The organism is Oenococcus sicerae, assembly GCF_004102045.2.
Classification (GTDB): Bacteria; Bacillota; Bacilli; order Lactobacillales; family Lactobacillaceae; genus Oenococcus; species Oenococcus sicerae.
In genome coordinates this window covers 797427-821511 of record NZ_CP029684.2, presented here as the reverse complement: position 1 = coordinate 821511, position 24085 = coordinate 797427, and the positions used below count along the sequence as shown (strand labels likewise).

Annotated in this window: 26 protein-coding genes and 2 tRNA genes; 5 read left to right on the top strand and 23 right to left on the bottom strand. The window is 40.9% G+C overall.

Going from position 1 to position 24085, the window contains the following annotated elements; translation table 11 throughout:
• Nucleotides 1-308 precede the first annotated feature (308 nt).
• The 5 genes from DLJ48_RS04155 to DLJ48_RS04135 all read right to left on the bottom strand — a co-directional run bounded on the left by DLJ48_RS04155 (nt 309) and on the right by DLJ48_RS04135 (nt 2681).
• Nucleotides 309-557 carry a hypothetical protein gene (locus DLJ48_RS04155; RefSeq protein WP_128686196.1) on the bottom strand — a complete coding sequence of 83 codons (249 nt, stop codon included), beginning with the start codon at nt 555-557 and terminating at the stop codon, nt 309-311.
• Nucleotides 558-765: 208 nt separating this feature from the next.
• Nucleotides 766-1032 carry a hypothetical protein gene (locus tag DLJ48_RS04150; RefSeq protein WP_243148682.1) on the bottom strand — a complete coding sequence of 89 codons (267 nt, stop codon included), beginning with the start codon at nt 1030-1032 and terminating at the stop codon, nt 766-768.
• A 229-nt stretch (nt 1033-1261) separates the two neighbouring features.
• A complete protein-coding gene (locus tag DLJ48_RS04145) occupies nt 1262-1639 on the bottom strand; it encodes a hypothetical protein (RefSeq protein ID WP_128686194.1) in 378 nt (125 codons plus the stop codon).
• Between the two features lie 83 nt (nt 1640-1722).
• A complete protein-coding gene (locus DLJ48_RS04140) occupies nt 1723-2133 on the bottom strand; it encodes a hypothetical protein (protein WP_128686192.1) in 411 nt (136 codons plus the stop codon).
• A gap of 164 nt (nt 2134-2297) precedes the next feature.
• Nucleotides 2298-2681: a hypothetical protein gene (locus DLJ48_RS04135; protein WP_128686190.1), complete on the bottom strand. Its 384-nt coding sequence runs from the start codon at nt 2679-2681 to the stop codon at nt 2298-2300.
• Between the two features lie 308 nt (nt 2682-2989).
• Between DLJ48_RS04135 and DLJ48_RS04130 the strand changes: the two genes are divergently transcribed.
• Entirely contained in the window at nt 2990-3172 is a 183-nt protein-coding gene (locus tag DLJ48_RS04130; protein ID WP_128686188.1) for a hypothetical protein, read from the top strand.
• 196 nt (nt 3173-3368) lie between these two features.
• Nucleotides 3369-3521 (top strand): hypothetical protein, encoded by a 153-nt coding sequence (locus DLJ48_RS04125; RefSeq protein ID WP_161566106.1) that lies wholly within the window; start codon nt 3369-3371, stop codon nt 3519-3521.
• A 120-nt stretch (nt 3522-3641) separates the two neighbouring features.
• Here the strand turns inward: DLJ48_RS04125 and DLJ48_RS08515 are convergent, their stop codons facing one another.
• The gene (locus DLJ48_RS08515; protein WP_207710184.1) at nt 3642-3854 is read right to left on the bottom strand and encodes a hypothetical protein; all 213 of its coding nucleotides are present in this window, start codon (nt 3852-3854) and stop codon (nt 3642-3644) included.
• A gap of 319 nt (nt 3855-4173) precedes the next feature.
• Between DLJ48_RS08515 and DLJ48_RS04120 the strand changes: the two genes are divergently transcribed.
• A complete protein-coding gene (locus DLJ48_RS04120; RefSeq protein WP_128686186.1) occupies nt 4174-4566 on the top strand; it encodes a DUF5626 family protein in 393 nt (130 codons plus the stop codon).
• On the opposite strand, the gene DLJ48_RS04115 is transcribed toward DLJ48_RS04120, so the two are convergent.
• A complete protein-coding gene (locus DLJ48_RS04115) occupies nt 4563-5105 on the bottom strand; it encodes a helix-turn-helix domain-containing protein (RefSeq protein ID WP_128686184.1) in 543 nt (180 codons plus the stop codon). The two genes, DLJ48_RS04120 and DLJ48_RS04115, sit on opposite strands and share 4 nt — an antisense overlap.
• Nucleotides 5106-5415: 310 nt before the next feature.
• Here DLJ48_RS04115 and DLJ48_RS08510 point away from each other — a divergent pair, with 310 nt between their 5' ends.
• Nucleotides 5416-5667 (top strand): hypothetical protein, encoded by a 252-nt coding sequence (locus tag DLJ48_RS08510; protein WP_128686182.1) that lies wholly within the window; start codon nt 5416-5418, stop codon nt 5665-5667.
• Nucleotides 5668-5724: 57 nt separating this feature from the next.
• Here DLJ48_RS08510 and DLJ48_RS04110 read toward each other — a convergent pair.
• Nucleotides 5725-5797, bottom strand: a tRNA-Thr gene (locus DLJ48_RS04110).
• 68 nt (nt 5798-5865) lie between these two features.
• A tRNA-Asn gene (locus DLJ48_RS04105) sits at nt 5866-5938 on the bottom strand.
• A gap of 155 nt (nt 5939-6093) precedes the next feature.
• Here DLJ48_RS04105 and DLJ48_RS04100 point away from each other — a divergent pair.
• The gene (locus DLJ48_RS04100) at nt 6094-7455 is read left to right on the top strand and encodes an MFS transporter (RefSeq protein WP_128686180.1); all 1362 of its coding nucleotides are present in this window, start codon (nt 6094-6096) and stop codon (nt 7453-7455) included.
• Nucleotides 7456-7458: 3 nt separating this feature from the next.
• On the opposite strand, the gene DLJ48_RS04095 is transcribed toward DLJ48_RS04100, so the two are convergent.
• The 14 genes from DLJ48_RS04095 to DLJ48_RS04030 form a co-directional block, all read right to left on the bottom strand.
• The gene (locus DLJ48_RS04095) at nt 7459-7827 is read right to left on the bottom strand and encodes a hypothetical protein (RefSeq protein WP_128686178.1); all 369 of its coding nucleotides are present in this window, start codon (nt 7825-7827) and stop codon (nt 7459-7461) included.
• Nucleotides 7828-7877: 50 nt separating this feature from the next.
• The gene (gene lysS / locus DLJ48_RS04090; protein WP_128686176.1) at nt 7878-9368 is read right to left on the bottom strand and encodes a lysine--tRNA ligase; all 1491 of its coding nucleotides are present in this window, start codon (nt 9366-9368) and stop codon (nt 7878-7880) included.
• 39 nt (nt 9369-9407) lie between these two features.
• Nucleotides 9408-10307, bottom strand: a complete 900-nt coding sequence (gene hslO, locus DLJ48_RS04085) for an Hsp33 family molecular chaperone HslO (RefSeq protein WP_128686174.1) — start codon at nt 10305-10307, stop codon at nt 9408-9410.
• A gap of 41 nt (nt 10308-10348) precedes the next feature.
• Nucleotides 10349-12526: an ATP-dependent zinc metalloprotease FtsH gene (gene ftsH / locus DLJ48_RS04080; RefSeq protein ID WP_128686173.1), complete on the bottom strand. Its 2178-nt coding sequence runs from the start codon at nt 12524-12526 to the stop codon at nt 10349-10351.
• Between the two features lie 36 nt (nt 12527-12562).
• A complete protein-coding gene (hpt, locus tag DLJ48_RS04075; protein WP_128686171.1) occupies nt 12563-13108 on the bottom strand; it encodes a hypoxanthine phosphoribosyltransferase in 546 nt (181 codons plus the stop codon).
• Nucleotides 13109-13161: 53 nt separating this feature from the next.
• Nucleotides 13162-14061: a tRNA lysidine(34) synthetase TilS gene (gene tilS, locus DLJ48_RS04070; protein WP_128686169.1), complete on the bottom strand. Its 900-nt coding sequence runs from the start codon at nt 14059-14061 to the stop codon at nt 13162-13164.
• Nucleotides 14062-14088: 27 nt separating this feature from the next.
• Nucleotides 14089-14526, bottom strand: coding sequence for an FtsB family cell division protein (locus DLJ48_RS04065; protein WP_128686167.1), 438 nt, complete (start codon nt 14524-14526; stop codon nt 14089-14091).
• 108 nt (nt 14527-14634) lie between these two features.
• Nucleotides 14635-14901, bottom strand: a complete 267-nt coding sequence (locus DLJ48_RS04060) for an RNA-binding S4 domain-containing protein (RefSeq protein ID WP_128686165.1) — start codon at nt 14899-14901, stop codon at nt 14635-14637.
• Nucleotides 14888-18454 (bottom strand): transcription-repair coupling factor, encoded by a 3567-nt coding sequence (mfd, locus tag DLJ48_RS04055; protein ID WP_128686163.1) that lies wholly within the window; start codon nt 18452-18454, stop codon nt 14888-14890. The genes DLJ48_RS04060 and mfd overlap by 14 nt, the downstream gene beginning before the upstream one ends.
• Complete coding sequence (pth, locus tag DLJ48_RS04050) at nt 18454-19023, bottom strand: aminoacyl-tRNA hydrolase (RefSeq protein WP_128686161.1); 570 nt, start codon at nt 19021-19023, stop codon at nt 18454-18456. The genes mfd and pth overlap by 1 nt, the downstream gene beginning before the upstream one ends.
• A gap of 97 nt (nt 19024-19120) precedes the next feature.
• On the bottom strand, nt 19121-22174 hold the full coding sequence (locus DLJ48_RS04045) for an MMPL family transporter (RefSeq protein WP_128686159.1): 3054 nt from the start codon (nt 22172-22174) through the stop codon (nt 19121-19123).
• A gap of 54 nt (nt 22175-22228) precedes the next feature.
• Entirely contained in the window at nt 22229-22810 is a 582-nt protein-coding gene (locus tag DLJ48_RS04040; protein WP_128686157.1) for a TetR/AcrR family transcriptional regulator, read from the bottom strand.
• 77 nt (nt 22811-22887) lie between these two features.
• Nucleotides 22888-23685 carry a DUF6681 family protein gene (locus tag DLJ48_RS04035; protein WP_243148680.1) on the bottom strand — a complete coding sequence of 266 codons (798 nt, stop codon included), beginning with the start codon at nt 23683-23685 and terminating at the stop codon, nt 22888-22890.
• Nucleotides 23685-24071 carry a hypothetical protein gene (locus tag DLJ48_RS04030; protein WP_128686153.1) on the bottom strand — a complete coding sequence of 129 codons (387 nt, stop codon included), beginning with the start codon at nt 24069-24071 and terminating at the stop codon, nt 23685-23687. Before DLJ48_RS04030 ends, DLJ48_RS04035 begins: the two co-directional genes overlap by 1 nt.
• Between the last annotated feature and the right edge of the window lie 14 nt (nt 24072-24085).

The following is a 24085-nucleotide window of genomic DNA, read 5'->3' as shown; positions in this document are numbered from 1 at the left end:
CAGCAGATGTTTTCCCAAAGATCCCAATAAAGCGCTTCGAACCGGCGAGCATCGATGATCTGATGGGTCCGAAGATCAAACAATGAACATATCACGCATGATAGAATTCATCCATATACAGCGCAATTGGACAGACAGCGCTTGCGCATTTGGCTTTTTCTTCTTTATTGACTTTGGCATTAGAAACAATTGTAATGACTGGCCATTTGCCAAAAAAATTTCATTATCAAGAAGAAATATGAATCAAAGTAAACGAAACCCATCATGAAATTAGATAAAAAACTGCGTTAAATTAAAATTACTTTTAATTACTTTGATTCAGACTTTCTTTTACCAACAAAGCCGTCTTTCTTGAAATGATGATAACTAGTTGGCAAACCTAATGCTAAGGCCACTAACACAACCACAATCGAGGCAAGTAACCGACCGTTAGCAGTGAAGGCGGGTTCAGCATAAATACTGAAAATGATCACACCGACCAAGAGAATATAAGAGACTGGCCACAGAATATCAAAGATTAAACGGAATTGATTGCTACTTTTTTTTCGATCAGTCATTATTAGTTCATTTCAATTATCAATTCAAATCAGCCGTAGAAGGTCCTTCGGTGACGCTGGCTTGTAGTCCGGTGTAATTAGAGTTCCTATAAAAATTATAATGCGTTTTGCTCCTATCCTAGTTATTTAATAATGGTATAAATGTCTCAGTATTTATGTACCAAATACTAGGATCAGAGTATATCTCGATAATTTTCTATATCCATTTTCATTTGGTACTAGTCTTGTTGGCGCTGGATCGTTGTTTAGTCTGGTGTTTTCGATAAGAATATTCTACCCAGCCCCAAAAGAAAAAGAAGATAAAAGTACTAGGTATGTCTAAGATGCTTCGTTTGATATAGATCGCAACTTGATAACCACGACCTGATACAAGGTCGATAATGCCACGAATACCAAAAGACACGATTAAATCAAAAATCAGAAAAAAGAAGACATAAGCTAAAGTTATTTTAATGAGTTTTTTCAAGTTGTTCATCTCCAATACTATATATCTTAAAAGAAAACCATAACTATTAGAAATGCCATGGCACTAGCTCGGCGATAATTAGCAACGGTTCTACAAGCCCCCTAGGATACCGAATCATGACAAAATGACTAGCCAGATATCTGTCAGAATATTAGAGCTTGTTGACAAACCTAAAAACAAAAGCAAGGCAGATACAGTTGCCAAAAACCACAGAGCAAATTCTTTCTTTTACTAGATCTCATTGTGATTGGTTCTTGATCCAATGATGCAGCAACATGTCGATCAAGACAAACAATAACACCATCAGCAGATAGACTGGCCAACTAAGAGACCAACTCTCAATCTTAAAATGTGCAAATAGAACAGTTGATAGATAAAACAGCATGAAAACTAGTAAGACTAGTTTGCTTTTCCCAAAGCGACCAAAAGTTTGATCAAGCTTAGAAAATAGTAGCGGAAAAGCCAGCGTAAATGTCACAAAATCGCTATGCAGCTGAATGGTGGGCTGCTTTCTCAAGATCAGTTCAGTTAAAGCAACTAAAATCAAAACCAAGGCAGCCGTCTCGCACAGCGAACTTAAATAATGTATGAATTGTGTTTTAAACCTTGTTTTCATCTTAGATAACTTAGTAAGTTCGATACGGGGAAGAATTAAGCGCCATGATTATTTATCAAACCAAAAAACAATTAGCTAATTTTTCAGTGACTTCGATTTTGTTCTGATGCTTGATAGTCGTCTTCTATAGAAAGTGATAGTACATATAAATCCGGTATTAAGTTCTTAGCAAATACTTTTATCAGACCTACCATGGCCTGGTCGTTGAACTCTTTCACTTGTGGACCAGCTGCTTGTTTGAGGCGTTTTTTAATCAATGGAAAGGTGATCTTCAATCCTATGTTATCCTGATCAGTCACAATCTTGGATAAGCAACGCCAAATCTGCGTGAAATCATCAAAATTCAAGTCGTGTTCCAAACAAAAGATATTGACCGATAAAGGAGAAGCTGCTGTGTTGCCTAAATATTCAGTAATATCTAAAACTGACTCAGCTAAAATACGGGGATCAGGCTGATAGGGTTGATAATCATTATTTTTTAAAGAATGCGCCAACTTAAGACCTCTCTAATTGCTAAGGCAATTCCTGATGCAGTGCCTCTGCTTATACCAGCCTATCACGTCATTTTTCTTTTAGGAAAACTGTGTACTATATGCGTATTTTCAGTTAAAAACAGGTTTTTTGCGTAATATATTCCGCAGTCTTAGGAAAAGGCTCGTTATGCCATTTCTTTTGAAATAGCTCTTTGAAAACCATCGGCCAAGCTATCTGGACCAACGTTATTTTTCTTAAACCAGTTCTTTAACCATTCAGTGCGCTCCTCGGGTGTTTTCTCTAAGTACTGTTTGGAACTAAGGGTCATAATGACTTCACTAGCTTGCGATTGATTCAAGGACAGATCAAAAATGTAGCGTCCTACCGGATCAAACTGGCGATCCAACTTAACCAGTTCTTTTATCAGATCGCCGATTATCTGATCTTGCTGATAAATAACGGCCCGCAGATAGTCCTGTCCCGCTTTGGTCGATAGATCCAAGTTCTCATGAGCTATTTCTGAAAATAATTTTTCTTGTTTGATTATTTTTTTAATGGCTTTTTCCATCGCTAGATACTCCGAGTCTGATATTGACATATGTTATGGCTAGTTTTTAGATCAGAAAACTGATCATGTTTCATGTCCGCTGCCAAGAGCGTAATGCCCGCCGATAGTGTAGCAGCCGCTAAAACTGAAGCTAAAAAACTGATTTTTTTAATTATATTTTCCTCCCTTTATTAGCATGTGTTTATTATCACCTGTGAACACTAATCTGATACATAAAAAAGCGCAACAATCTGTTGCGCTTTTTTATGTACTAAATTAATACTTAGGAATGATAATGATCTTAATTCTAAGTAAAGGAAAAAGAAGAAATGAAAGCGAAGAAAAATCCATTTTTAGCTTCAACCTTGGCTGCTGTAGCATTGTCAACGGCTGCAACACCATTGGCAGCCTTGAGTTGGGGAACGGACTCGGTATCTGGTGGTATTGTATTTAATTACAGTGGCGTGACTGGCCAAATTTATGGGCCAATTTGGTATGCGGAGTGGCAATGAACAATAAATTAGTACAAATCAGCCTAGCTATTTGCGATTATCTTTTAAGAGGTTTATTTATGCTTTTGGGCATATCACTTTTGTTAATGTATAGAAAGAATGTGTTTCTTTTTTTTACAGGTATCTGTATGGTGATTTTTAATTTATTGACTATGTTATTCGATCGAAACTATAACAAGACAAAAAAATAATGTCAATGTCCCTAAAGTGGCAAGCTAGAGCCTTGCAAAAGTTAGCTGAATCAAAAGAAGAAAACCTGGTCAGGACAGGTATCGAACCTATTGTTGTTAGTTTCACGATTGTTTTCTCTCTGCTGTTTGAAAGACAGATCACAGTTTCTAGCATTTAGGTAACACAAAAGCGGGCATCATGATCTTGTGTTACTAACCCGTTGCGCAACAAAATGCAACAAATTGTTGCGCTTTTTTCTGTACTAAATGAGCGTTTAGGAAGGATAATGAAAGTAATTCTAAAAAAGAAGAAGAAAAATGGCTTTATCAAAAGTAACAGTTACAGGTAAATGGATTGCCTTCATCTTATTTGTTCTCACGATTGTCAGTACACCCAAGGTACTAAGACCGACTAATCTGGCCAGCATCGCTTGGCGTGGACAATAATTTCTGATGTCGTGGCTTTGGTCTTGTTGCCAATTTCGTTCTTGCAAATTCAGCCCATCGGCCAATTTATGACAGGGCTCTTAATCTATTTGTCTTTTTATCTGTCTATCATGATCTTTATGCCTAGTCCAGTCTGGTTCAAAGCAAATTTTAAACACTGGTTTAGGGACTTATTTTTCCTAGACCGTTATTAATTAAGATTTTATCTAGTGAACCCATCTTTGGATGGGTTTTTCTGTTAAACGCATGAGTCAAGCATGATTTAAATTAAAAGAAGCGAGCTATGTCTATTCTATAAAGACAGGGACGAAATTTTTTCTAATAACGCTATTTAGCGTGCTATTCTATCTTAACTTTTCAAATATTGCACAAACTGATGACACATTGATTTATGATTTACAGAATAATCAAAGCCAGAGTTTTCAAGGTGTGGATGATCAGGGAAATAGTGAGAGCATTACAATCACTCCTGACGCCGTTAATCAAAACAGCAATAATTATATGATACTAGCAGTCAGTTTAGCCAATCGTAGCTATACCATCAGTAAGAATGGCTTAGGTTGGTCAGTTAGCTATCATATTAGCGTTAACAATAATCACATCACAAGTGCTTACGGTTTGAAAGCCTCTGCTTCTTTAGGCAGTTTACGGGATTCGCATCTGAGCCGCATAAGCAATCGTGAAGCTCGTTGGACCGCTGACCACATGCTGCCTGTTGTCTCAACAAACATCTCCTGTACAGCGATAATTTCTAATAGTCAATTACTGGTCTCTTAGTGGTAGCTAGTAATTCCCCAGTTGAATCGATCCGCAATGATTGCAGCTAAGATTAATAAATTAGTAAGCAAAGAAACAATAGAAATGAGATAGATCAAACGGTAGTAACGATTGCTGGCTTTATTTCGCTTGATCAGGATCGGAGCTGCTATCAAGCCCAAGGGCATAATGATCAAAGACACTAAAGCACACATTAATAAGAGCAAGCCTTCGTCGGTCTGCCGATTATCAATCTGAGCAACAGGCGCAACTGCTTCTGTCGTACCCTCCTCATGATAAAGTTTACTGAGCTTTTGGAGACTATTTGAATCAGGTAGGGTCCGGCCCCGTTCCCAACTAGAAATGGTTTGACGCGTGACATTTAAATGCCGAGCTACTTGCGTTTGGGATAAACCATTTTTCTGCCTTTGTGCTTTTAGCTCTTGCCCCTTGGCCATCAAATACTCCCTCTTTTTAAAAAATATTTTATCCATTGTAGAACGGTTTGTAAACATGGCTGACAACACAGAGTTCTCAGGAACGATATTAAACTCAGCCATCAGATATCTTTGGAAAAAGACCGTTTGCTCAGCATTAATTTTACTTGCTTGAGGTTAGCTTGAACAGCAACCAGATAAGTAAAAACAATCATGTGTTAAGTGAAGTGGCCAAACTATTGCCCAAAAAACAATATATCGTGTTTGTGCAACAAAGTGCAACAAATTGTTGCGTTTTTTTATGTTCCCACTAAACAGCTAGCTATGATAATAAAACTGTAAACAAAAAACTTGTCGGGGATACTTCAACAATTTTGCTTTGATGAGTATCTGTGTCTGTTGCAACGAATGAGCAGGAAAGGAAAATAGTTATATGAATGCACTCACGATTTCTTTGATCACATTAACGGTCCTCGCATTACTTTTACGGTCTTGGTTAGCAGCGCACGAGCTGGCGTATATTATCCCCGTTATCTTTACCTTTGTCCTTGCTGCGGCTTACGTTCTGCCTTTTTTTGATTTTGACAGAATTCTACACTGGTACGACCAGGTACTCGCTATAGTGGTTTTTGTATATGAATGGGCTATCTTCTTGATAAGCGACCAAAAAAACAATGCCAGATAAAAACAGCGTCATATCAAGCTTTCTTTCACTTAATATCACGCTGTTTCTTAAAAATTTTGCCGACTGGCGGGTTCGAACCGCCGACCCCCGGTTTACGATACCGATGCTCTACCAACTGAGCTAAGTCGGCTTAATTAAAATAGTGTTCAGGTCTTGCAATAAAAAACGGCTGATCGACGTGAATCGATCGACCGCAAACTCCGACTGTCGGGCTCGAACCGACGACAACCTGATTAACAGTCAGGCGCTCTACCAACTGAGCTAAGTCGGAATACTAGTAATTTAAACAACCATCTAATTTTATGACATCTTCATATGAAGGTCAAGTAACTCGCCAATTGTTTTGGGGCAAAAGAATATTGGGTATATAATCTAAATAGCCACTTTTGTATTTTAACATGAATGGATAAATGAGAAGAGGGAGCCATGTCGAATTTATCCGATGTCCAAAAGAAGTTCTTTATTAATGTTTTATTAGCAACTAGTTTTACGTTTTCAATCAGCCAATCCGCAATGACGACGATCTATCCGACCCTAATGAAACATTTTTCGGTGCCGATATCCAGCGTTCAATGGCTAACAACAGGCTTTATGCTGATCATGGTCTTAATGATGCCTTTGTCGCCCTGGTTTTTAAAAAATATCAATTTTAAAGCTTTTTTGCTTAGCTTGCAGGCCATCTTTATTATTGGCACTGTGATTGCCGTGACAGCCAGCAATTTTGCTTTGCTGATGGTCGGGCGTTTGCTTGAAGGCATTGCAGTCGGTTTATTGTTTCCAAGTTTTCAATCAGTCATTTTATCAATTACACCGATTGAAAAACGTTCTATACAAATGGGCTCGGTCGGTTTAGTGATGGGTTCAGCTTTAGCCGTTGGCCCGATCGTTTCCGGCGTCATCCTGCAAATCTTTAATTGGCAAGCCGTTTTCGGCTTTTTCCTACTAATCCTGGTCGTCCTTTTCTTCTTATCGTTAAAGTTCATCAAAAACGTTATACCTAAAGAACCCTACCGCTTCGATCTGCTCTCATCCGTTACACTGATCGGTCTATTAATGATTCTATACGCGCTGCAAACGATGATAACCGGCCTGTCCTTGTGGCTGATCATCATGCTAGTTGCGGGTATTGTCCTTTTTGCTTACTTTATACGCCGGCAGTTAACACTGCAGGAACCCCTACTCGATATCCGTGTGCTTAAAAACACCGCCTTTCGTTTGGGCATGTTTTTAACTGCTGGATCTTACATTGCTTTGATTGTCACAACCGTCTTAATGCCCTTGTACTTCCAAAAAATTCTCGCTATCAATGCTTTATGGTCAGGACTGTTAATGGTTCCAGCCGCTGTTAGTTTGAGTATTTTAAATCGCCGTTCAGCAACGGTTTTGAATCGTTTTGGACTGAAAAGAACTATGACGATCGGATCGGGCATGATTTTCACGGGCTTTTTCGGTCTTTTTGCAACATCCAACTTAAAGCTTTGGTTGTTAGCAGTCATTTTTGCCGCCTTAGTTGAATCAGGCAACGCTTTTATGATGATGCCAGCCGTCACCTATGCCAATAATGCCTTAAAAGATGACTTAATTCCGCACGGCACTGCTTTGATCACAACCGTGCGCCAAATCGCTGGTGTTATTGGCGTCTTGATTATCAGCCAAATATTGGTGACCATATCTAGTCCAGCTCAAGTTTCAATTCATGGCATGATGGTCAGCTTTGCTGTTTGTGCAGTCTTTGCCGCTGTGCTGCTGTCACTTGTGTTAAACATCAAGAATACTAAGAATGCCTGATCGCTATTTAGTCTCATTGACTTGTTTTGATAACTGATCGATTTTCTTTTCTAATCGATCAACAGTTGTCTGCAGATCAGCCGTCTGTTTTCTGTGCTCGCGAACATGCTTATGAACACTGCTACCAACACCGGCTGCAATGGCTGCGCCCAAAGCCGATAAAACATTTGTGTAATTGCCTAAAATCAATTGGGTCGTATTAGATGGTTCCAAGAACTTGAGTCCTGGAATGAAACCAAGAAGACCAAAGATAAACAGGTAGACAAATAAAAATAAAAAAATCATGATCGATGCTGTACTAGACAAGACTGCCGGAATCGAATCCAAGAAACGGCTGAATCCAGATTTGTTTTCACTATCATTATTTTGCATGTAGACCATTCTAAAACAAATAAAAAAAACTTGTCAAAAAACAAGTCTTTTTAATTTCTCATAGTTGGGAATAATAGTACATCTCGAATGGACGGCTGGTCAGTCAGCAACATGATCAAACGATCAATGCCGATTCCTAGGCCGCCAGTGGGCGCCATACCGTGCTCAAGTGCTTCAATATAATCTTCATCAATTGACTCAGCCTCATCATTGCCATTTTCACGTTCAGCAGCTTGTGCCTCAAAACGCTGACGCTGATCAATTGGATCGTTTAACTCCGTAAAAGCATTCGCATATTCACCACCAGCGATGTACAACTCAAAACGCTGAACAAAATTAGGATTGCCATCCTCTTTTTTCGCTAAAGGACTGACTTCCAGTGGAAAATGATAAACAAAGGTCGGTTCGATTAATGTTTTTTCAACAAAAATATCAAAAAACTCTGAAATAATATGACCAACTCCCCAAAACAGCTCATATTTAACCTTGTTTTCATCGGCATAGCGGCGAGCTGTTTCCAGATCCATCGGTTGATCAAAATCAATACCGGTTTTTTCTTTAATCAGTTCAGTCATTGATTTTTTGGCAAATGCTTTCGTAATATCGATCTGCTGATCACCATACTCAATAAGGCCATTTTCATTAACTGATTTAGCGGCGGCGCGAATAATGTTTTCCGTCTCGACCATGACATCAGATAGGTCCCAATAGGCCGCATAAGATTCTAATGTCGTGAATTCAGGATTATGGCGCGTATCCATGCCTTCATTTCGGAAAATCCTACCAATTTCGTAAACACGTTCCATACCACCCACGATCAAGCGCTTCAAATAAAGCTCAGTCGCGATTCGTAAGTACATGTCGATGTCTAGGGCGTTATGATGCGTAATAAATGGTCGAGCTGCGGCACCACCAGCGGAATTTTGTAAAATTGGTGTTTCCACTTCTAAAAAGCCAATTGAATCCATGTAGTTTCGAATCGCTTTAATGATCTTAGAACGCATCACGAAAACATCGAAAGAAGCTGGATTAGCAATCAAATCCAAATAACGTTTGCGATAACGCGTATCAATGTCCGTCAGACCATGAAATTTATCCGGCAAAGGCCGCAAGGCCTTAGAAAGCCAGGTGATCTTGTCAACAAGAATGGTTGTCTCACCTGCATCCGTCTTCATGATCGTCCCGGCAAAACCAAGAATGTCACCAAGGTCAGCACGCCTAATTAATGTATAGTTGTCAGCTAAATCGTCTCGTCGAGCATAAACCTGCACAGTCCCGGAAACGTCACGAATGTCAGCAAAAATAATTTTGCCAGCGCCTCGCTTAGCTAACATACGACCAGCGATCACAACGTGTTTTGTATCCTTCTCCAGCGCCTCTTTGCTCTTGTCGTCACCAAAAGCATGAACATCTTTAGCATATGAGTCCCGGTCAAAACGATGGCCAAATGGATCGATCCCTAAATCATCTTTCAGTGCTTGGAGCTTTTGTCGACGGACTCGAAGCTGGTCATTTAATTCTGCATCTACTTTTTCTGTCATAAAATCCCTTAAATATACTTAGTCTAGTGTAGCAGAAAGCTATTCTGTTCCAGACTGTTTATGCGTTTTCGAAGCCAAAATTCCTTTTAACTCATTCTCACTAAACTGATATTTCTTATTGGTGAAACGACCAAGGATCTCAGCGCCATGGTCTTCATCGATCATTGCCTGAATTTCTTGAGCCGGCAGCGTCGCGATGGCCTTGGCGTACCAATTTTTATCTAGTTCCGGCGCCAGTTGGACTGGCATTGTCTCTAAAACAGTTAGCTTCAGATGAGCAAAAAGTTTCTCAAGAATTTGATTAGCCGTTAAACCCTCTGCAAGCATGGACGAAATATTTGGCATCTTAGCCAAATGCTGTTCTAATAAGTCTAACTCAGTGTCACTGGCGCCAGGCATCGTTTGAAGCAAAATGCCACCAGCATGTTGAACTTTGCCTTTTGAATCAACAAAAACTGAAACACCTACCGCGCTGGGAATTTGTTCAGATTGCGCAAGATAATAGGTAAAATCATCACCAATTTCGGAAGTAATTAGGGCTACTTCGCCAACATACGGCTTTAGACCCGGCTGAATTTTCGTCATCTTCAAACTGCCCTTTAAACCAACCAGCCCAGCTATATCAGGCAGACCATTCCGACCATTTTCAGCAACGGCTTTTGGATTGGTCACATAACCTCGCAAGTTGGCATTGGCGTCCGTTTCAGTTACGATTTGGCCAATCGGGCCACGGCCATTGATATTAACGTGTATTTGATCATTGCCCTTCAAAAGTGACGTGCCAGTCAAAGCAGTTGCGATCAAGGCGCGACCCAGGACGATCGTGGCATCTGGACTCGTAGCATGCATCTCGGCTGCTTGTTGAACCGTTTGCGACATGTCAGTGACATAGGCACGAAAATGGCCATTTGTTGTTAAACTTTTTGCTAAATAATCCATGATTAATTATAAAAACGCGACTTATGTAAGCCGCGTTTTCCTTATTTCTTCTCACTATCTTTAGTTGAAGCTGACTTCTTCGTTGTTGCTTTAGTCGATTTGCTAGTCGTTTTACGCGGCTTCGTTGTTTTTTTAGTTTTAGGAACTGTTTTCTTTGGAGTTGCTACAGAATCATCTTGATCCGTTTTCACTTCTTCAACAGCTTCTTTATTGTCGACAGCGGCATTTTTCTTAGAAGCAGCTTTAGATTCCTCGTAAGACATCGGATGTGCTGGTGCTTCGTTAGCTTTTACTAGATCACCTGATACGCTGCCTGTCTCGTACAAAGATTTGATCTGAGCTTCATCGAGCGTTTCATACTTTAACAGCGCTTCAGCAATCGCTTTATGCGCCTCGGCATTACTCTTAATAATATTGACCGCTGTCTGATAAGCTTCGTTGGTCAAACGACGAACCTCATCATCGATGAGCTCACTAGTCTTTTGTGAATAAGCTGCATTGGGATTATTCGGATCACCAATAAAGGCATTTGAATTGCCTTCCAGCTGGACCATACCCAGTTTGTCAGACATACCGTATTGGGTCACCATTTCTCGAGCAATTTGCGTTGCTTGTTGGAAATCGTTAGAAGCGCCAGAACTAGCTTGATGATAAATCAAAATTTCAGCGGCACGGCCGCCCATCAAACCAGCCAGTTCTTCCTTAGCATCTTTTTCTGTCATCAGATATCTTTCATCTTTTGGCATCATCAAAGCATAACCGCCGGCTCGTCCACGCGGTACGATCGTAACTTTCCGGACAACTTGTGCATCATTCAAAACCAAACCAACGATCGCATGACCAGCTTCATGATAAGCAACTGTGTGGCGTTCAATTTCAGTCGTCTTACGATCTTTCTTAGCTGGACCTGCAATAACACGATCCTCAGCCTCATCAATATCGGCCGCAGTGACTTTCTTTTGGTCCCCTCGAGCAGCCAGCAAAGCAGCTTCGTTCAATAGGTTCTCCAAGTCAGCACCAACGAAGCCCGGTGTCTGTTGTGCGATGACCTTCAAATCAACGTCATCAGCCAAAGGTTTATTTTTGGAATGGACACGTAAGATCGCTTCACGGCCCTTCACATCAGGTGCGCCAACTAAGATCTTACGATCAAAACGTCCCGAACGCAGCAGGGCTGGGTCCAAAACATCAGAACGGTTCGTGGAAGCAAGCACGATAACGCCCTCATTGCCTTCAAAACCATCCATCTCAATTAAAATTTGGTTCAGTGTTTGTTCACGTTCATCGTTTCCGCCACCCATACCGGCACCTCGACGACGACCAACAGCATCAATTTCGTCAATAAAGATAATTGACGGTGCACTTTTCTTTGCAGTTTCAAATAGATCACGAACACGGCTGGCCCCGACACCAACAAACATTTCAACGAAATCAGATCCAGAAATGCTGAAGAAAGGCACACCGGCTTCACCAGCTACTGCTTTCGCCAACAAAGTCTTACCGGTTCCAGGAGGTCCTTCAAGCAAAACACCTTTAGGAATGCGAGCACCTAAGCTCGTGAATTTCTTTGGATCCTTCAAGAACTCAACAACCTCAACGAGTTCCTGCTTTTCTTCTTCTTCACCAGCGACATCAGCAAAACGCACTTTGTTTTGCTTAGGATCGGCAGGTTTAGCCTTTGAACGACCAAAACTCATAATACCGCCAGGGCCGCCGCCTTGACCGCCTTGACCGCCACGCTGTCCGCCGATCATTAACCAGTAAAGCAGTCCAAACATAATCAGCGTTGGCAGTAGAACTGTCAGCATTGATCCCCAAAAATCAGAGGGTGCCGGTTTTGGATTAACCGCAACACTCGCTTTTTTAGCCGCTGTTGTAATTTCTTTTAAACTAGCATCATTTGGCAAAACATAAGCTGAAAACTTTGTAATCGATGACTGGTAGCCAGATAACAAAGAAACGCTATTACTATTGCTTTTACTAGATTTTTGTGCCTTTTTATAATCGCCAGCAACCGTATAGACACCACTGCTGCCAGGCTGAATCGTAAAATCTTTAATTTTATTATCTTTTAACTGCTTCAAAAAAGAAGTCGTCGAAAGTTGTTTAACATTACCATTGCTGCGTCCAAAGAAACTGTAAATGATGAAAATAACTGCCAGAATCACCAGAGCATATGATAACGAACTGCGGAAAAATCCGCCATTCTTATTTTGCATATAGTACCTCGCTTACGCCAATATAATATTGTAGCATTATGAATATATATTAGGATTAACAACGCCAATAAAGGGTAAATTACGCCAAATTTCCTGATAATCCAATCCATATCCTGCAACAAACTCGTTGTCGATCTCAAAACCGACATAATCAGCTTTGACAGCAATTTTATGCCCCTTTTCTTTATTGAGCATCGTTGCTGTTTTGACAGACTTTGCACCACGGCTTGCCAGCAAAGATTCTAGATACTGTAATGATAAGCCAGTATCTACGATATCTTCAACAATAATGACATCACGCCCCTTAACATCCGTTGTCATATCCGTTTTCAGCAATATTTTATTGCTCGAGGCAACGCCTCCGTTGTAACTGGCAATATCAATAAAATCCATTTCAACATCAATTGATATATTTTTGAAAAGATCGCCAGCCCACATGACGGCACCTTTCAGAACTACTACTAAAATCGGAATGCTATCAGCATAATCGTGGTCAATTTCAGCACCGATTTTTTTGGCAGCACTTTCAATTTCTTCGTGGCTATGTAGGATTTTTGAAAAACGGGGGTCTATGTCAATCATTTCGTTGTTATTATGTTAACACGAACAACGCTTATAAAGCCGTGATCGTATCTTTACCTTTCTTTTATGATCTTAATCTCTTTTTTTTCTTTAATTAATGAAAACCCATTAGCTAGATTAATGCGGCCGTGCGCTTGTTTTTCATTATCCAGCAATAATTCAAATTCTTTCAATTGGGAACGCTTAATCGGAATTAAGCCAGCGGATCTGTGAATCCATATTTTTAGCATTTCCAAGAGCTGATCATCTTGGAGATCTCTCATTTGATCAGCAAAAGCTGAGATATTCTCAACTGCTCGCGGATTTATTTTCTCCAAAGCCGGTAACACGATCTGCCTAATTTGATTACGGCTTGTGTAATCCGGGTCTTGATTGGTCGGATCTTCGATCCAATGCAATTTTCGTGCCCGCGCATAATCATAAATATCAGTCTTTTTGATATTTAACAAGGGACGAATAATTTGAATAGCAGAGTCTTGTGCTAAAGGCCGCGACCAGGCCATTGATGAAACCGTTTCCCAATCACCACCACGAATAATTTTTAACAGCACAGTCTCAGCCTGATCATTTGCATGCTGCGCTAAGATGATTTTTTTTGCAGCGATTTTATCAGCGACCTGCTGATAAAAATCATAACGAAATTGTCGAGCTGCATTCTCAATACCGCTGACAGGTTGATCAGCCAGTGGCCATTTTGTATGAAAAACCTGTAAACCTAAGCTGGCAAACTGGCGATCGATCAACTTCGTCTCTTCTGCCGAATCTGGCCTCAATTGATGATCAACATGAGCCAGGAATAAATGTTTCGTAGCCCCTTTCTCATAACGATAAAGCAAATCAGCCAAAACGGTCGAATCCACACCGCCTGAGATCGCAAGCAGGATATTTTCATCAGAAGAAAACAGCTTTTTCCCTTGTATATTTAACTGAAATTGTCGATAGAGACTCTTCATGGCTGCACGATCGCTGTATTTTGTGTGCTATTTTTTATGACTGGCACTAGGAAAATTGAAAATGATTTCACCTGATTTAGAATATTGATACTTATTGCGTAAAACTTGTGCCAGATAATCAGATTGTTTAAGATTTTTTAAAGTTCCTTTTAACTTACCATTCTCAGTTTTAGTCTCCGCTAATTGTTGATTAACTTGCGTTAACTGCAAATGAGCTGCGTATAGTTTGGCAGCCGATGAATACAAATTAACAGAGAAAAAAACTAATACAAGCGCACCAACAGCAGCAATTAAACGACGCCGACGCGCTATTTCCTTATGATAATGTCGCTCACGAACGCGATTGTGAGGTTGTGCACCCCGGATCTGAGCTGCTGTATCAGCTTTCACAACGTGCAAAAGCGGACGATTAGATGAGTCTCTTTTATCGGATCTCTTTTGTTGTTGAGCCGCACCAGTCGCCATCACTTAAATTCAATATCGCATACGACTCACAAGATAAAAATATCTTAATGAAATCACAAATAAATCTTAATAATTTCTCCCCGACTGGCGATCTTGCCAATCAAAAAATTAACTTTCTTTTGAGCGATTTTCCGAAGAAATCAGTTCGTACATCTCACTAGCATCATTTTTTTTGACAATTTCTGAAACATTCGTGATTTTGATCGTCAAAATACGGCCGCCAAATGCCAAGATCAGCACATCGCCCAAAGCAACACTACTAGATGACTTAGCAACTTTGCCATTTACTGTGACACGACCTTGGTCTGTGAATTCTTTAGCTAGCGTGCGCCGTTTAACTAAACGACTGATTTTCAAATATTTATCTAGACGCATTATTTTTCAACTCCTCATAAACAATTTTTAGATAATTCGTAACCACGGCCAAATGAGTCAACTGATCATCTTGATTTAAAATAATTGTCAATTCCAGCTGATCGTCGACTGCCTTCACACGTGCTTTGTAAGGCAGATCTTTTAATGTTTTGAAAATACTTTCACCGCCTAAGATCCTGCTGGCTTTTTTGCTAAACATGATTTTCACTTGAGAAACATCCCCATTCAGGTTTGTAACATTAGCGGCATCAGTGGCATTTTTCAGGCGGGCCAGAGCAAACAAATTATAAACCTCCATCGGGATCGGACCAAAACGGTCCACGAGATCTTGGCGTACTTCTTGGAACTGAGCTTCTGTCTTGGATTTGCGAATTCGTTGATAGATCTCAATTTTTTGAGAGGAATCACTGACATAATCTGCTGGCAGCAAGGCTTCTATCTGCAGCACGATTTCAGCATTTGTATGACTAATATCTTTGCTCTTGCCTTGTTTTTGTGCAACGGCCTCCTGGAGCATCTGCTGATAGAGTTCATAGCCAACTGAATCAATGAAGCCATGCTGCTGTTTGCCCAAAAGATCGCCTGCACCACGAATAGCCAGGTCGCGCATGGCTAGTTTAAAGCCAGAGCCCAATTCTGTAAAATCGCGAATCGCTTCTAAACGCTTTTGAGCGTCTTCACTTGGCTGATGGTCACCAGGATAAGTGAAATAAGCATAAGCCAAGCGATTGGAACGGCCGATACGACCGCGTAATTGATAAAGCTGCGACAGACCAAAACGTTCTGAGTTTTCAATGATCAAGGTGTTTGCATTGGGAATATCAACGCCCGTTTCAATAATTGTCGTGGTGACCAGCACATCGTAAACACCGTTTAAAAAGTCCATCAGAACGTTTTCCAGCTGCGTCTCGTTCATTTGGCCATGAATATAGCCAACATTAGCATCGGGCACGATTTGCTGTATTTGCGCAACAGTCCGTTCGATATCTTGAACACGATTATGCAGGAAAAATGTTTGACCGCCACGTGACATCTCTTTTTCGATCGCATCGGCGATGACAGGCCAATTTTCTTCTAAAACATAAGTCTGGATCGGAAAACGATTAGCCGGAGGTGTTTCCAAAACCGACAAATCGCGAGCACCGACCAAGGCCATATTCAAGGTCCGTGGAATCGGTGTTGCTGTTAGGGTCAAAACATCAATATTGGCACGCAATTGTTTGATTTTCTCTTTGTGTTTAACACCAAAACGCTGTTCTTCATCGATAATCAAAAATCCAAGATCATCAAAGGCAACATCCTTTGATAATAAACGATGTGTACCGATGACCATGTCGATTTCATGCGATTTCAATTTGGCGATCACAGCTTTATTTTGACTCGGTGTATGAAAGCGGGATAGCATACCAATTCTGATTTCCGGAAAATCAGAAAAACGTTCAACAGCTGTTTGATAATGCTGCTGGGCTAAGATCGTTGTTGGTGTCAAAAAAGCTACTTGTTTATGATCTTCGATCGCTTTAAAAGCTGCCCGAAAGGCCACCTCGGTTTTACCAAAACCAACATCGCCGACCAATAGACGATCCATCGGTTTTTTGTCCTCCATGCCGCCCTTGATTTCTTTGATCGAACGGAGCTGATCAACCGTCTCAGGATAAGCAAAATCATCATCAAAAGTCTGCTGCTGGTCGTCATCGACTGGAAAACGATGGCCGACTTCTCCCTCGCGTTTGGCATACAATGCGATCAAGTCGTCGGCAATATCTTCAACTTTAGCCGTGACACGTCGCTTGGTTTTAGCCCAATCGGTCGAATTCAAAGAATTGATTTTAGGCGTAGCATCGGCAGCACCGATATACTTTTGAACCAGATTCAAATGTGTGACTGGAATGAAAATTTTAGCCTTTTGCGCATAGGCAATCGTCATATAGTCTTGCTTGCCGCCATTGGCTTCCAGCGTTGTCAGCCCTTCATAACGGCCAATACCATGATTGACATGAACAACATAGTCACCAGGTTTTAGTTCTGTGTAACTCGTGATTCTTTCAGCATTAGAGAAGGTCTGATGGCGGGGAACGCGTTTTTTAACTTTGGCAAACAATTCAGCCTCGGTCATCACGACGATCTTTTCTTCAGGTAATTCAAACCCATGTGACAAACTACCGACCTGCAGCTGAGCAGTACCGACCAAAATACTGTCAGTAATGGCAAAATTCATTGAAAAATCATGCAAGGTCCGCTGTAAAGACAACAGCCGTTCGCGACTGCTTGCTTCTAAGATAACCGTAAAACCACGTTTGCGATATGAATCCAGATCCATTTTTAAAGCCGGCATCTGACCAAAATACTGCTGCATCACTCGACTGATCACTTCGGTCTTGCTCGTAAAAGTAATACCAACTAAACCGCGAGTTAAATTACTCAAGTAAATTTTTGGGTTGGCAAAACGACCGCTGCCATTCGATAGTTTTTGCTGAGAATGTTTGATCAGATCAATAGCATCAAGCTTAATGCTTAAATTTGGCAATAGCTTAAATTCAGCTAAGCGATCCGTTTCCCATTCGGCATTTTTTTGTGCCTGCAGCTGTGATTGATCATTAACGCGGGCAAAATCATCAATGCAAATTAAATCATCGGGCTGTAGATATTCGAACAGCGAATGTTTTAAAAAGTATTCAGAAAAAGGCAAAATTTCACGATCATAAACAAATTTTTTCGCTGATGCTAGCAAAGGATTAAAAAAATCAGTCAGTTTTTTCTTCTGAGCACCTTTTAGATTCTTGCGGTGGTCAATAAAAGCCTGTTCCAGTACTTTGACATCTTCAGTAAATTCGGCATGAGGCAGCACAAAATCAGAGACAGGATAAATGGATATTGATGCCACTTTATCCAAGGATTTTTGCGAATCAGCATCAAAATAGCGCATTGATTCCAGTTCGTCGTCAAAAAAATCCAAACGAATCGGCTGGTCGAAATTAATCGGATAGACATCAACGATTTCACCGCGAATCGCAAATTCACCGGTATTCGCTGTTAAGGACTGTCGATGATAGCCCATTTCGACTAGTTTTCTAGCTAATTGATCACGTGGATAAGATTGAGAAATTTTCAGCTCGATGACGGCTTGTTTGAAAACATCGGCGGCCGGATAACGTCGTGATAAGCCAGAAAAAGGCAGCACGATGATCGCACTATTATTCGACTGAAAAGCTTGTAAAGCCAGAACGCGACTCAAATCAGCATCACGTGAAGCAATAGCCGTCTCGATCGCCAAAGATTCTTCGACCTGCATTTCAAAAACAGAATCCTCATCAAGCAGAGAAGTTAAATCAGCCGTTAATTGATCAGCCCGGAATTGTGTATCAGTCAATAACAGGATGCGTTTATTAATATTTGCAGCTTTAAACTGCGCAAAAATCCCAGCGACCAAAGCAGCTTTGGGCGTATCATTGACACCGCTGATTAATTGCACTGAATTTTTATCAGTCTGATTAGCGGCAATTTTTTTTATTAGTGGCAGTTGACTGAGAAAGCCTGTTAATGCATACATCATTAATTATTGTAACGATTCGTCACGGTATTCAGCGCAGCTCCTTGAATCAAATCCAGCGCCGCTAAAACAGCATCATCAATTTTTGGCTTGACGAGTTCCATTTGCAGTTGCGTAAAATCTCCTAAAACGTGTTTGATCACTGACTGAGCAGTATGTGCCGGACGACCAGTACCGATTCGAATACGCAAAAACTCTCGGCTGCCAATATTAGCCTCAATTGATTTCAAACCATTATGGCCGCCGGAAGCACCAGCTTTTTTGATTCGCAATTGACCATAATCACGATCAATATCATCGACAAAAACAATTAAATCATTGATCTTGCCGCCAAAATAATCCAAAACAGCTTTCACAGCAATACCAGAATCATTCATCATTGTGATCGGCTTTACAAGATAGACTTTTTGTCCTTCAACGTTAGCAACAGCTAAAAAAGCATGCAGATTTTGTTTCAAAGAAAATTTAACATTCAAACGCAGTGCTAACTTGTCGATCGCCATAAAACCAGCATTGTGACGATTTTTTGCGTATTTTGCACCTAGATTGCCCAGCCCAACTATTACTTTCATGTTCCTCTTTTCTTTCTATACTGAGTCTAACAATTTATGAAAATTCTTCCAAATCAAAAGGCAATAAAAAAAGACCTCATCAGATCTGTTTTATCTATTAATCTTTTTTATGGGCAGCTCGTTTAGTTGCATCAACATGTTTCATCAACAGCCACTCAATATCCGAAATTCCAGCTGGCACGAACATTGGAATCGCAACGAAGGCCAAAATAACTAAGCCGACAATAACAACGATCGGAACTTGTACCAAAGTTAAAATGCCTGATGGAATCATTGAGGCAAAAGTACCGCCCAGAATCACAGCTGCCGAAATGACGACAGAACCCAGATGTGTTGAAGCCGCAACCAGCCGTTCTTTGGTCGTTCCTCTCTCTTCGTCAAAACGTCTCATAACAAAGATCGAGTAATCCACACCAAGCGCAACCAGCATGATGAAACTGAAAAAGGGTACATTCCAAGAAAGCATATCGCGGCCCAGGAATATTTGACTAATTTTTTCACCAATTCCCAGCGAGGCAAAATAGGTGCCTGCTAGAGAAGCGATAATCATAAAAGCGTGCAGCGTTGAATGCGTAATGAAGGATAGGACGATCGTGATACCAATTAACATAATGATAGCTGTTCTCAAAAAATCAGAGGTCGATATTTGCTGCAGATCATAATTTTTCATACTGGTACCGGTAATGCCGATTTTCGATCCAGCCAGACTAGTGCCTTGCAGTGAATGGGAAACGACCTTGCGTAAATTATTCGTTGCAGACATTGCCGAATGAGAAAAAGGATCCATTTTTAAAATCACAGTGATTTTGGTTGTTTTGCGATCAGGGCTCATATACTGATCCAAAGACTGTTTAAAGGTCTTGGAACGCAAGACTGAATTAGGAATATTCAACCAGTCAGAAGCATTACCTATCAATTGACTTACATAACTTTGCCCTTGATCTAGACCATCACTCACTTGATTCAAACCATCTGATGCTTTTCCCAAACCAGTTTTGAGTTCTTTGCTTTTACTGATCAATTGGTTTAAGGCCGTCTTCATTTCCTGCTGACCGGACTGTACCTGGGCTAAGCCCTTGGTCAGATCCTGTGTTTTAGAGGCGATCTGCCCAGCGCCGCTAGCACCCGTCTGCATGCCAGATGAGAGTTGGTTCGCGCCGGTCTGCATCTGAGCAATACCAGTCTGCATCGTGCCAAGACCTTTGTCTACTTGTGTAAGAGCCGTATTGGATTTTTGCAAATTGCTTATCAGTTCTGCCTGACTGCTAGGCAAACTGCTCAGTTGCGACAGTGCCTTCGATAATGCTGTCAGCCGTGGATCATTAGGATAAGACTGTTGTAGTGAAGCGACCAGCTCCTCTAATTGCTGTATTTCGCTAGCGGAAATGGCTGAACTTTGAACAGCTGACATAATTTTCTCATTACCAGTTAGAATTTGGTCAACAGCTGATTTTAAAGTCGCTGTGCTGCTAGATAAAGTCCCTAGGGAACTATCTAATTCAGCTGCACCAGCCGCACCTGTTGATAATTTGGTCTGCAAAGTATTCAATGCAGTTTGCAATTCGGAAGAACCGCTTTGGAGCTGACTAGTACCGTCAATCAGTTTTTGTACGCTCGCCGTATTAGTCTGTTGTTTGTCCAACTGGTTTTGAGCATCTTTTAAACCGCTGTTGATAGTCGAAACACCATTTCCGGCTTTCGTAATACCTGAATTCAAAGTTCCGAGCTGATTGTCGACATACAGCTGATTGATTTTATCACCCAAGGGCCGCGTGACGCCCATTACTTCGCTAACATTTTTGTTTTTAGTTAATTTTGATTGAATCGAATCCAGATCATAAAGACTCGTATTGCTATCCAAACGCTTGTCGCTAGAAATAACGACAGTTACCGGTGAAGAAAATCCGGCTGGAAAATGTTTTTGAATTAAATTCACACCCTGCTTGGATTCGTATTTATTTGACACTTCCCATAAATCATTGAAATTCAGCTTATTAGAGAAAATTGCAGCAAATGGCGCAGCGATCAATACAATAACGAGCACATTGATAAAACCATGTTTAACAGCTCCTGAGGTCAAAAAATGCCAATATCTGGACTGGCTTTCGCCGGAGAAGCGCTTCGAAGGCCAAAAAAGCCGTTTGCCAAACAAACTCATGAGCGCCGGATTCAAAGTAGTTAAGACTAACAAGAGAACGAGTACACCAATTGCAACAGCACTAGTGGCCTGATAAAGACTGAAACGAGCCAAGGCCAGCGTGGCAAAACCGATCAGAACAGAAGAACCTGAGAAGAGAACAGTCCGACCAGAGGCTGCGATCGTATTCACTGCACTCCGATTATTGTCATCATCACCGGCTATTTCCGATTTAAAACGTGTATACATGAGAATGTTGTAATCGGTACCAATCCCAAACAGAACAACCACCATAAATACCTGCGTGAAATTAGAAAAAGGATAATTAAAATGTTGGACCAAATTTGTCACTAAGGAGAAGGACACGATAAAACTAATACCCACAGTTATTAAACTGATCAAAGGCACGACTGGTGTTTTAAAGACGAAAATCAACACAATTAAAATGAAAATGATGGCAATAATTTCCGTTTGTTTAACACCATTTTGGGATGCGGAGAGAAAATCGTAATTAACTAGATCGGTCCCGGTCATTTTTAAAGTCAGGCCCTTAATATGCATGGCCTTTTTTATTTTGCTGGATCGATTCCCGATTTGGCTTTGATCACTTTTAACCGAAATTTGGACCAGCATCGTCGTCTTATCTTTGGAAGTCAGCTGTTTTTGTATTGACTTGCCATCCAATAAGGACGTGACGCTGCTAATGTGGTAGGTCGACTTATCTTTTGATACTTTCTTGACCGCTTGCCTGATTTTGCTGATTTGTCGGCTGCTTAATTTTGATTTGCTGCCGGTATTGAAAACGGCAATAATATCATCGCTGCTAGACTGCCCAGGTGTTAATTTTTTTTGTAAACGAGTGCCTTTTTGAATATAACTATTTTTTGGAACTGTAATTTGTCCTTTTGTCTGAACTAAATGATCAACATTCGGTAAGGCAAAAGCAGCTATCACAGCCGCTATCAGCCAAAAAGCAACAATAAAAATTCTTGATTTCTTTAATATTTTTTCCATAACCCATCTCCAATTTTTCGGAATGAATAATCATTCCTTTTTGACCAAACGAAATTACTTCGTGCTAATAGCCCGCCAAGTTGCGTCCTCTAGAGCACGCGCCAACTGTTTAGAAGCCTTATGATCCTGACCGTCAAAGCGCTTCGAGATCGGGATCAAGGGACCATAAACTAAACTAGCCACGAACTTGGGATCTAAGTCGATCAGATCACCTTTTTTTGCACCTTTTTCAATGATGCCAGCAATATAACCCCACATACGCGAATAGCTTTCACGACTTTGCTGATTCAAATATGTACCTTCATCATGCAGATTGATGAATAGAAAAGTCTCGACGTTATTCATAACATATCGCCAAGCATTTTCAAACAAGTGGTGAAACTGAACCCAAGTATCAGCTTGATCAGGAACTCCCGCTTGTAAATGGCTGATAAAATCATCCAGCGTTTTAATGAATAATTCATTAACTAAATCTTCTTTAGAAGAAAAATAACGGTAGATCGTTCCTGCACCAACATCGGCAACTTTAGCAATTTCCGGAATTGTTGTACCGTCAAAACTTCGCCGAGAAAACAACTGCAGTGCCGCTGCGAAAATAGCGTCTTTTTTGCCCACTGCTTTTGATAATTCAGGCATTGATAATCATCCCCCTCAAATTAGGAATGATTATTCATTCCGTATAGTTTTCAATAATAACACCTTAATGAACGATGTCAAATACTGCTTCGCCGCTGATAGGCAACTTCAGCAGTGACAAAGATCGGAATATGAACAGTAACAGTTTTTCCAGTTTCAGGATCCAGTACCTGGCCAGTACCGCCATGAATGACAGCTGACGCAAGGGATAAATGATAGCCTTGCAGGGCGGTGATCGCATCGCTTAAGCCAACTTTTGTGATCAAGCCGATTGGACGAGCGGCAATTTCATTAATACCACCATAAATAATCAAACCGTTTGGTGCGTATTTCATATCAAAATAAGGAATCAAGCTGCCAGGGTGGTTAGCTGATATAGTGCCATTTTCAGCCAAATATTTTTTGATACTAGCATGCGACATCTGGCCATAACCATTGGAAACCAATTTCGCTTCCTGCATCTGCTGAAATAAAAAGTTTAAATTCTGCTGCTGCTCATAATCAGAAACGATGACCGTATCTAATACTTGATCACGCGTATACAAGCCATTAGCCGGAACCGTTTTTAGTGCAGCCTCTTCTTCGCTGCCGCTGCCGCCCAAAGCGCGATCGATAATGGGCGAAATATCCCACTTAACAGTCTTATCGGTGAAGTAGTAGATAATATTCAAAATTGAAAAATACAGCAGCACAATAAAGGCCAACAAAATCAGCCAGCCCCAGACTTGCTGATTGATAACCAAACGGATACCGATATACAGCAGATAAAAATTGGCCGCGAGACCCACAAGAGAATAGATACGGCCTCTAGCTTTATTCCGGACGCTAAAAAAACCTAGCCATTGGTTAATTAAGGTTAATAAGCCGATTCCCATTATTGGCCTCCTGTTGATGAACTTGACGAAGATGAACTTGACGAAGAAGCTGCTGCGGCAGAATTCGAAGCCGTAGAAGAGCTGCTCGAGCTTGCGGAGGTTGAAACATCCGCAGATGAATCATCCGAGGAACTAGATACTGCAGAGGAGCTTACAGAAGAGCTGAGCGATGTTGAACTGCTGGAAGAATCATCTTTGGCAGGTTTTTTAGATTTTGATTTAATTGTCGCCGAACTAGCAGAATTCGAACTAGACAGACGCTTCACGTCTGGTGATCCTTCGCTTGTGTGTGTCGTTGCATTTGTGACAACATTGACAGCTCCCAAAGCGATCACGATCGAGACGATTGCCGGAGGTGTTAAAAAAGGTGGAACTCGTTTAGCCATTGCTTAGATTATAA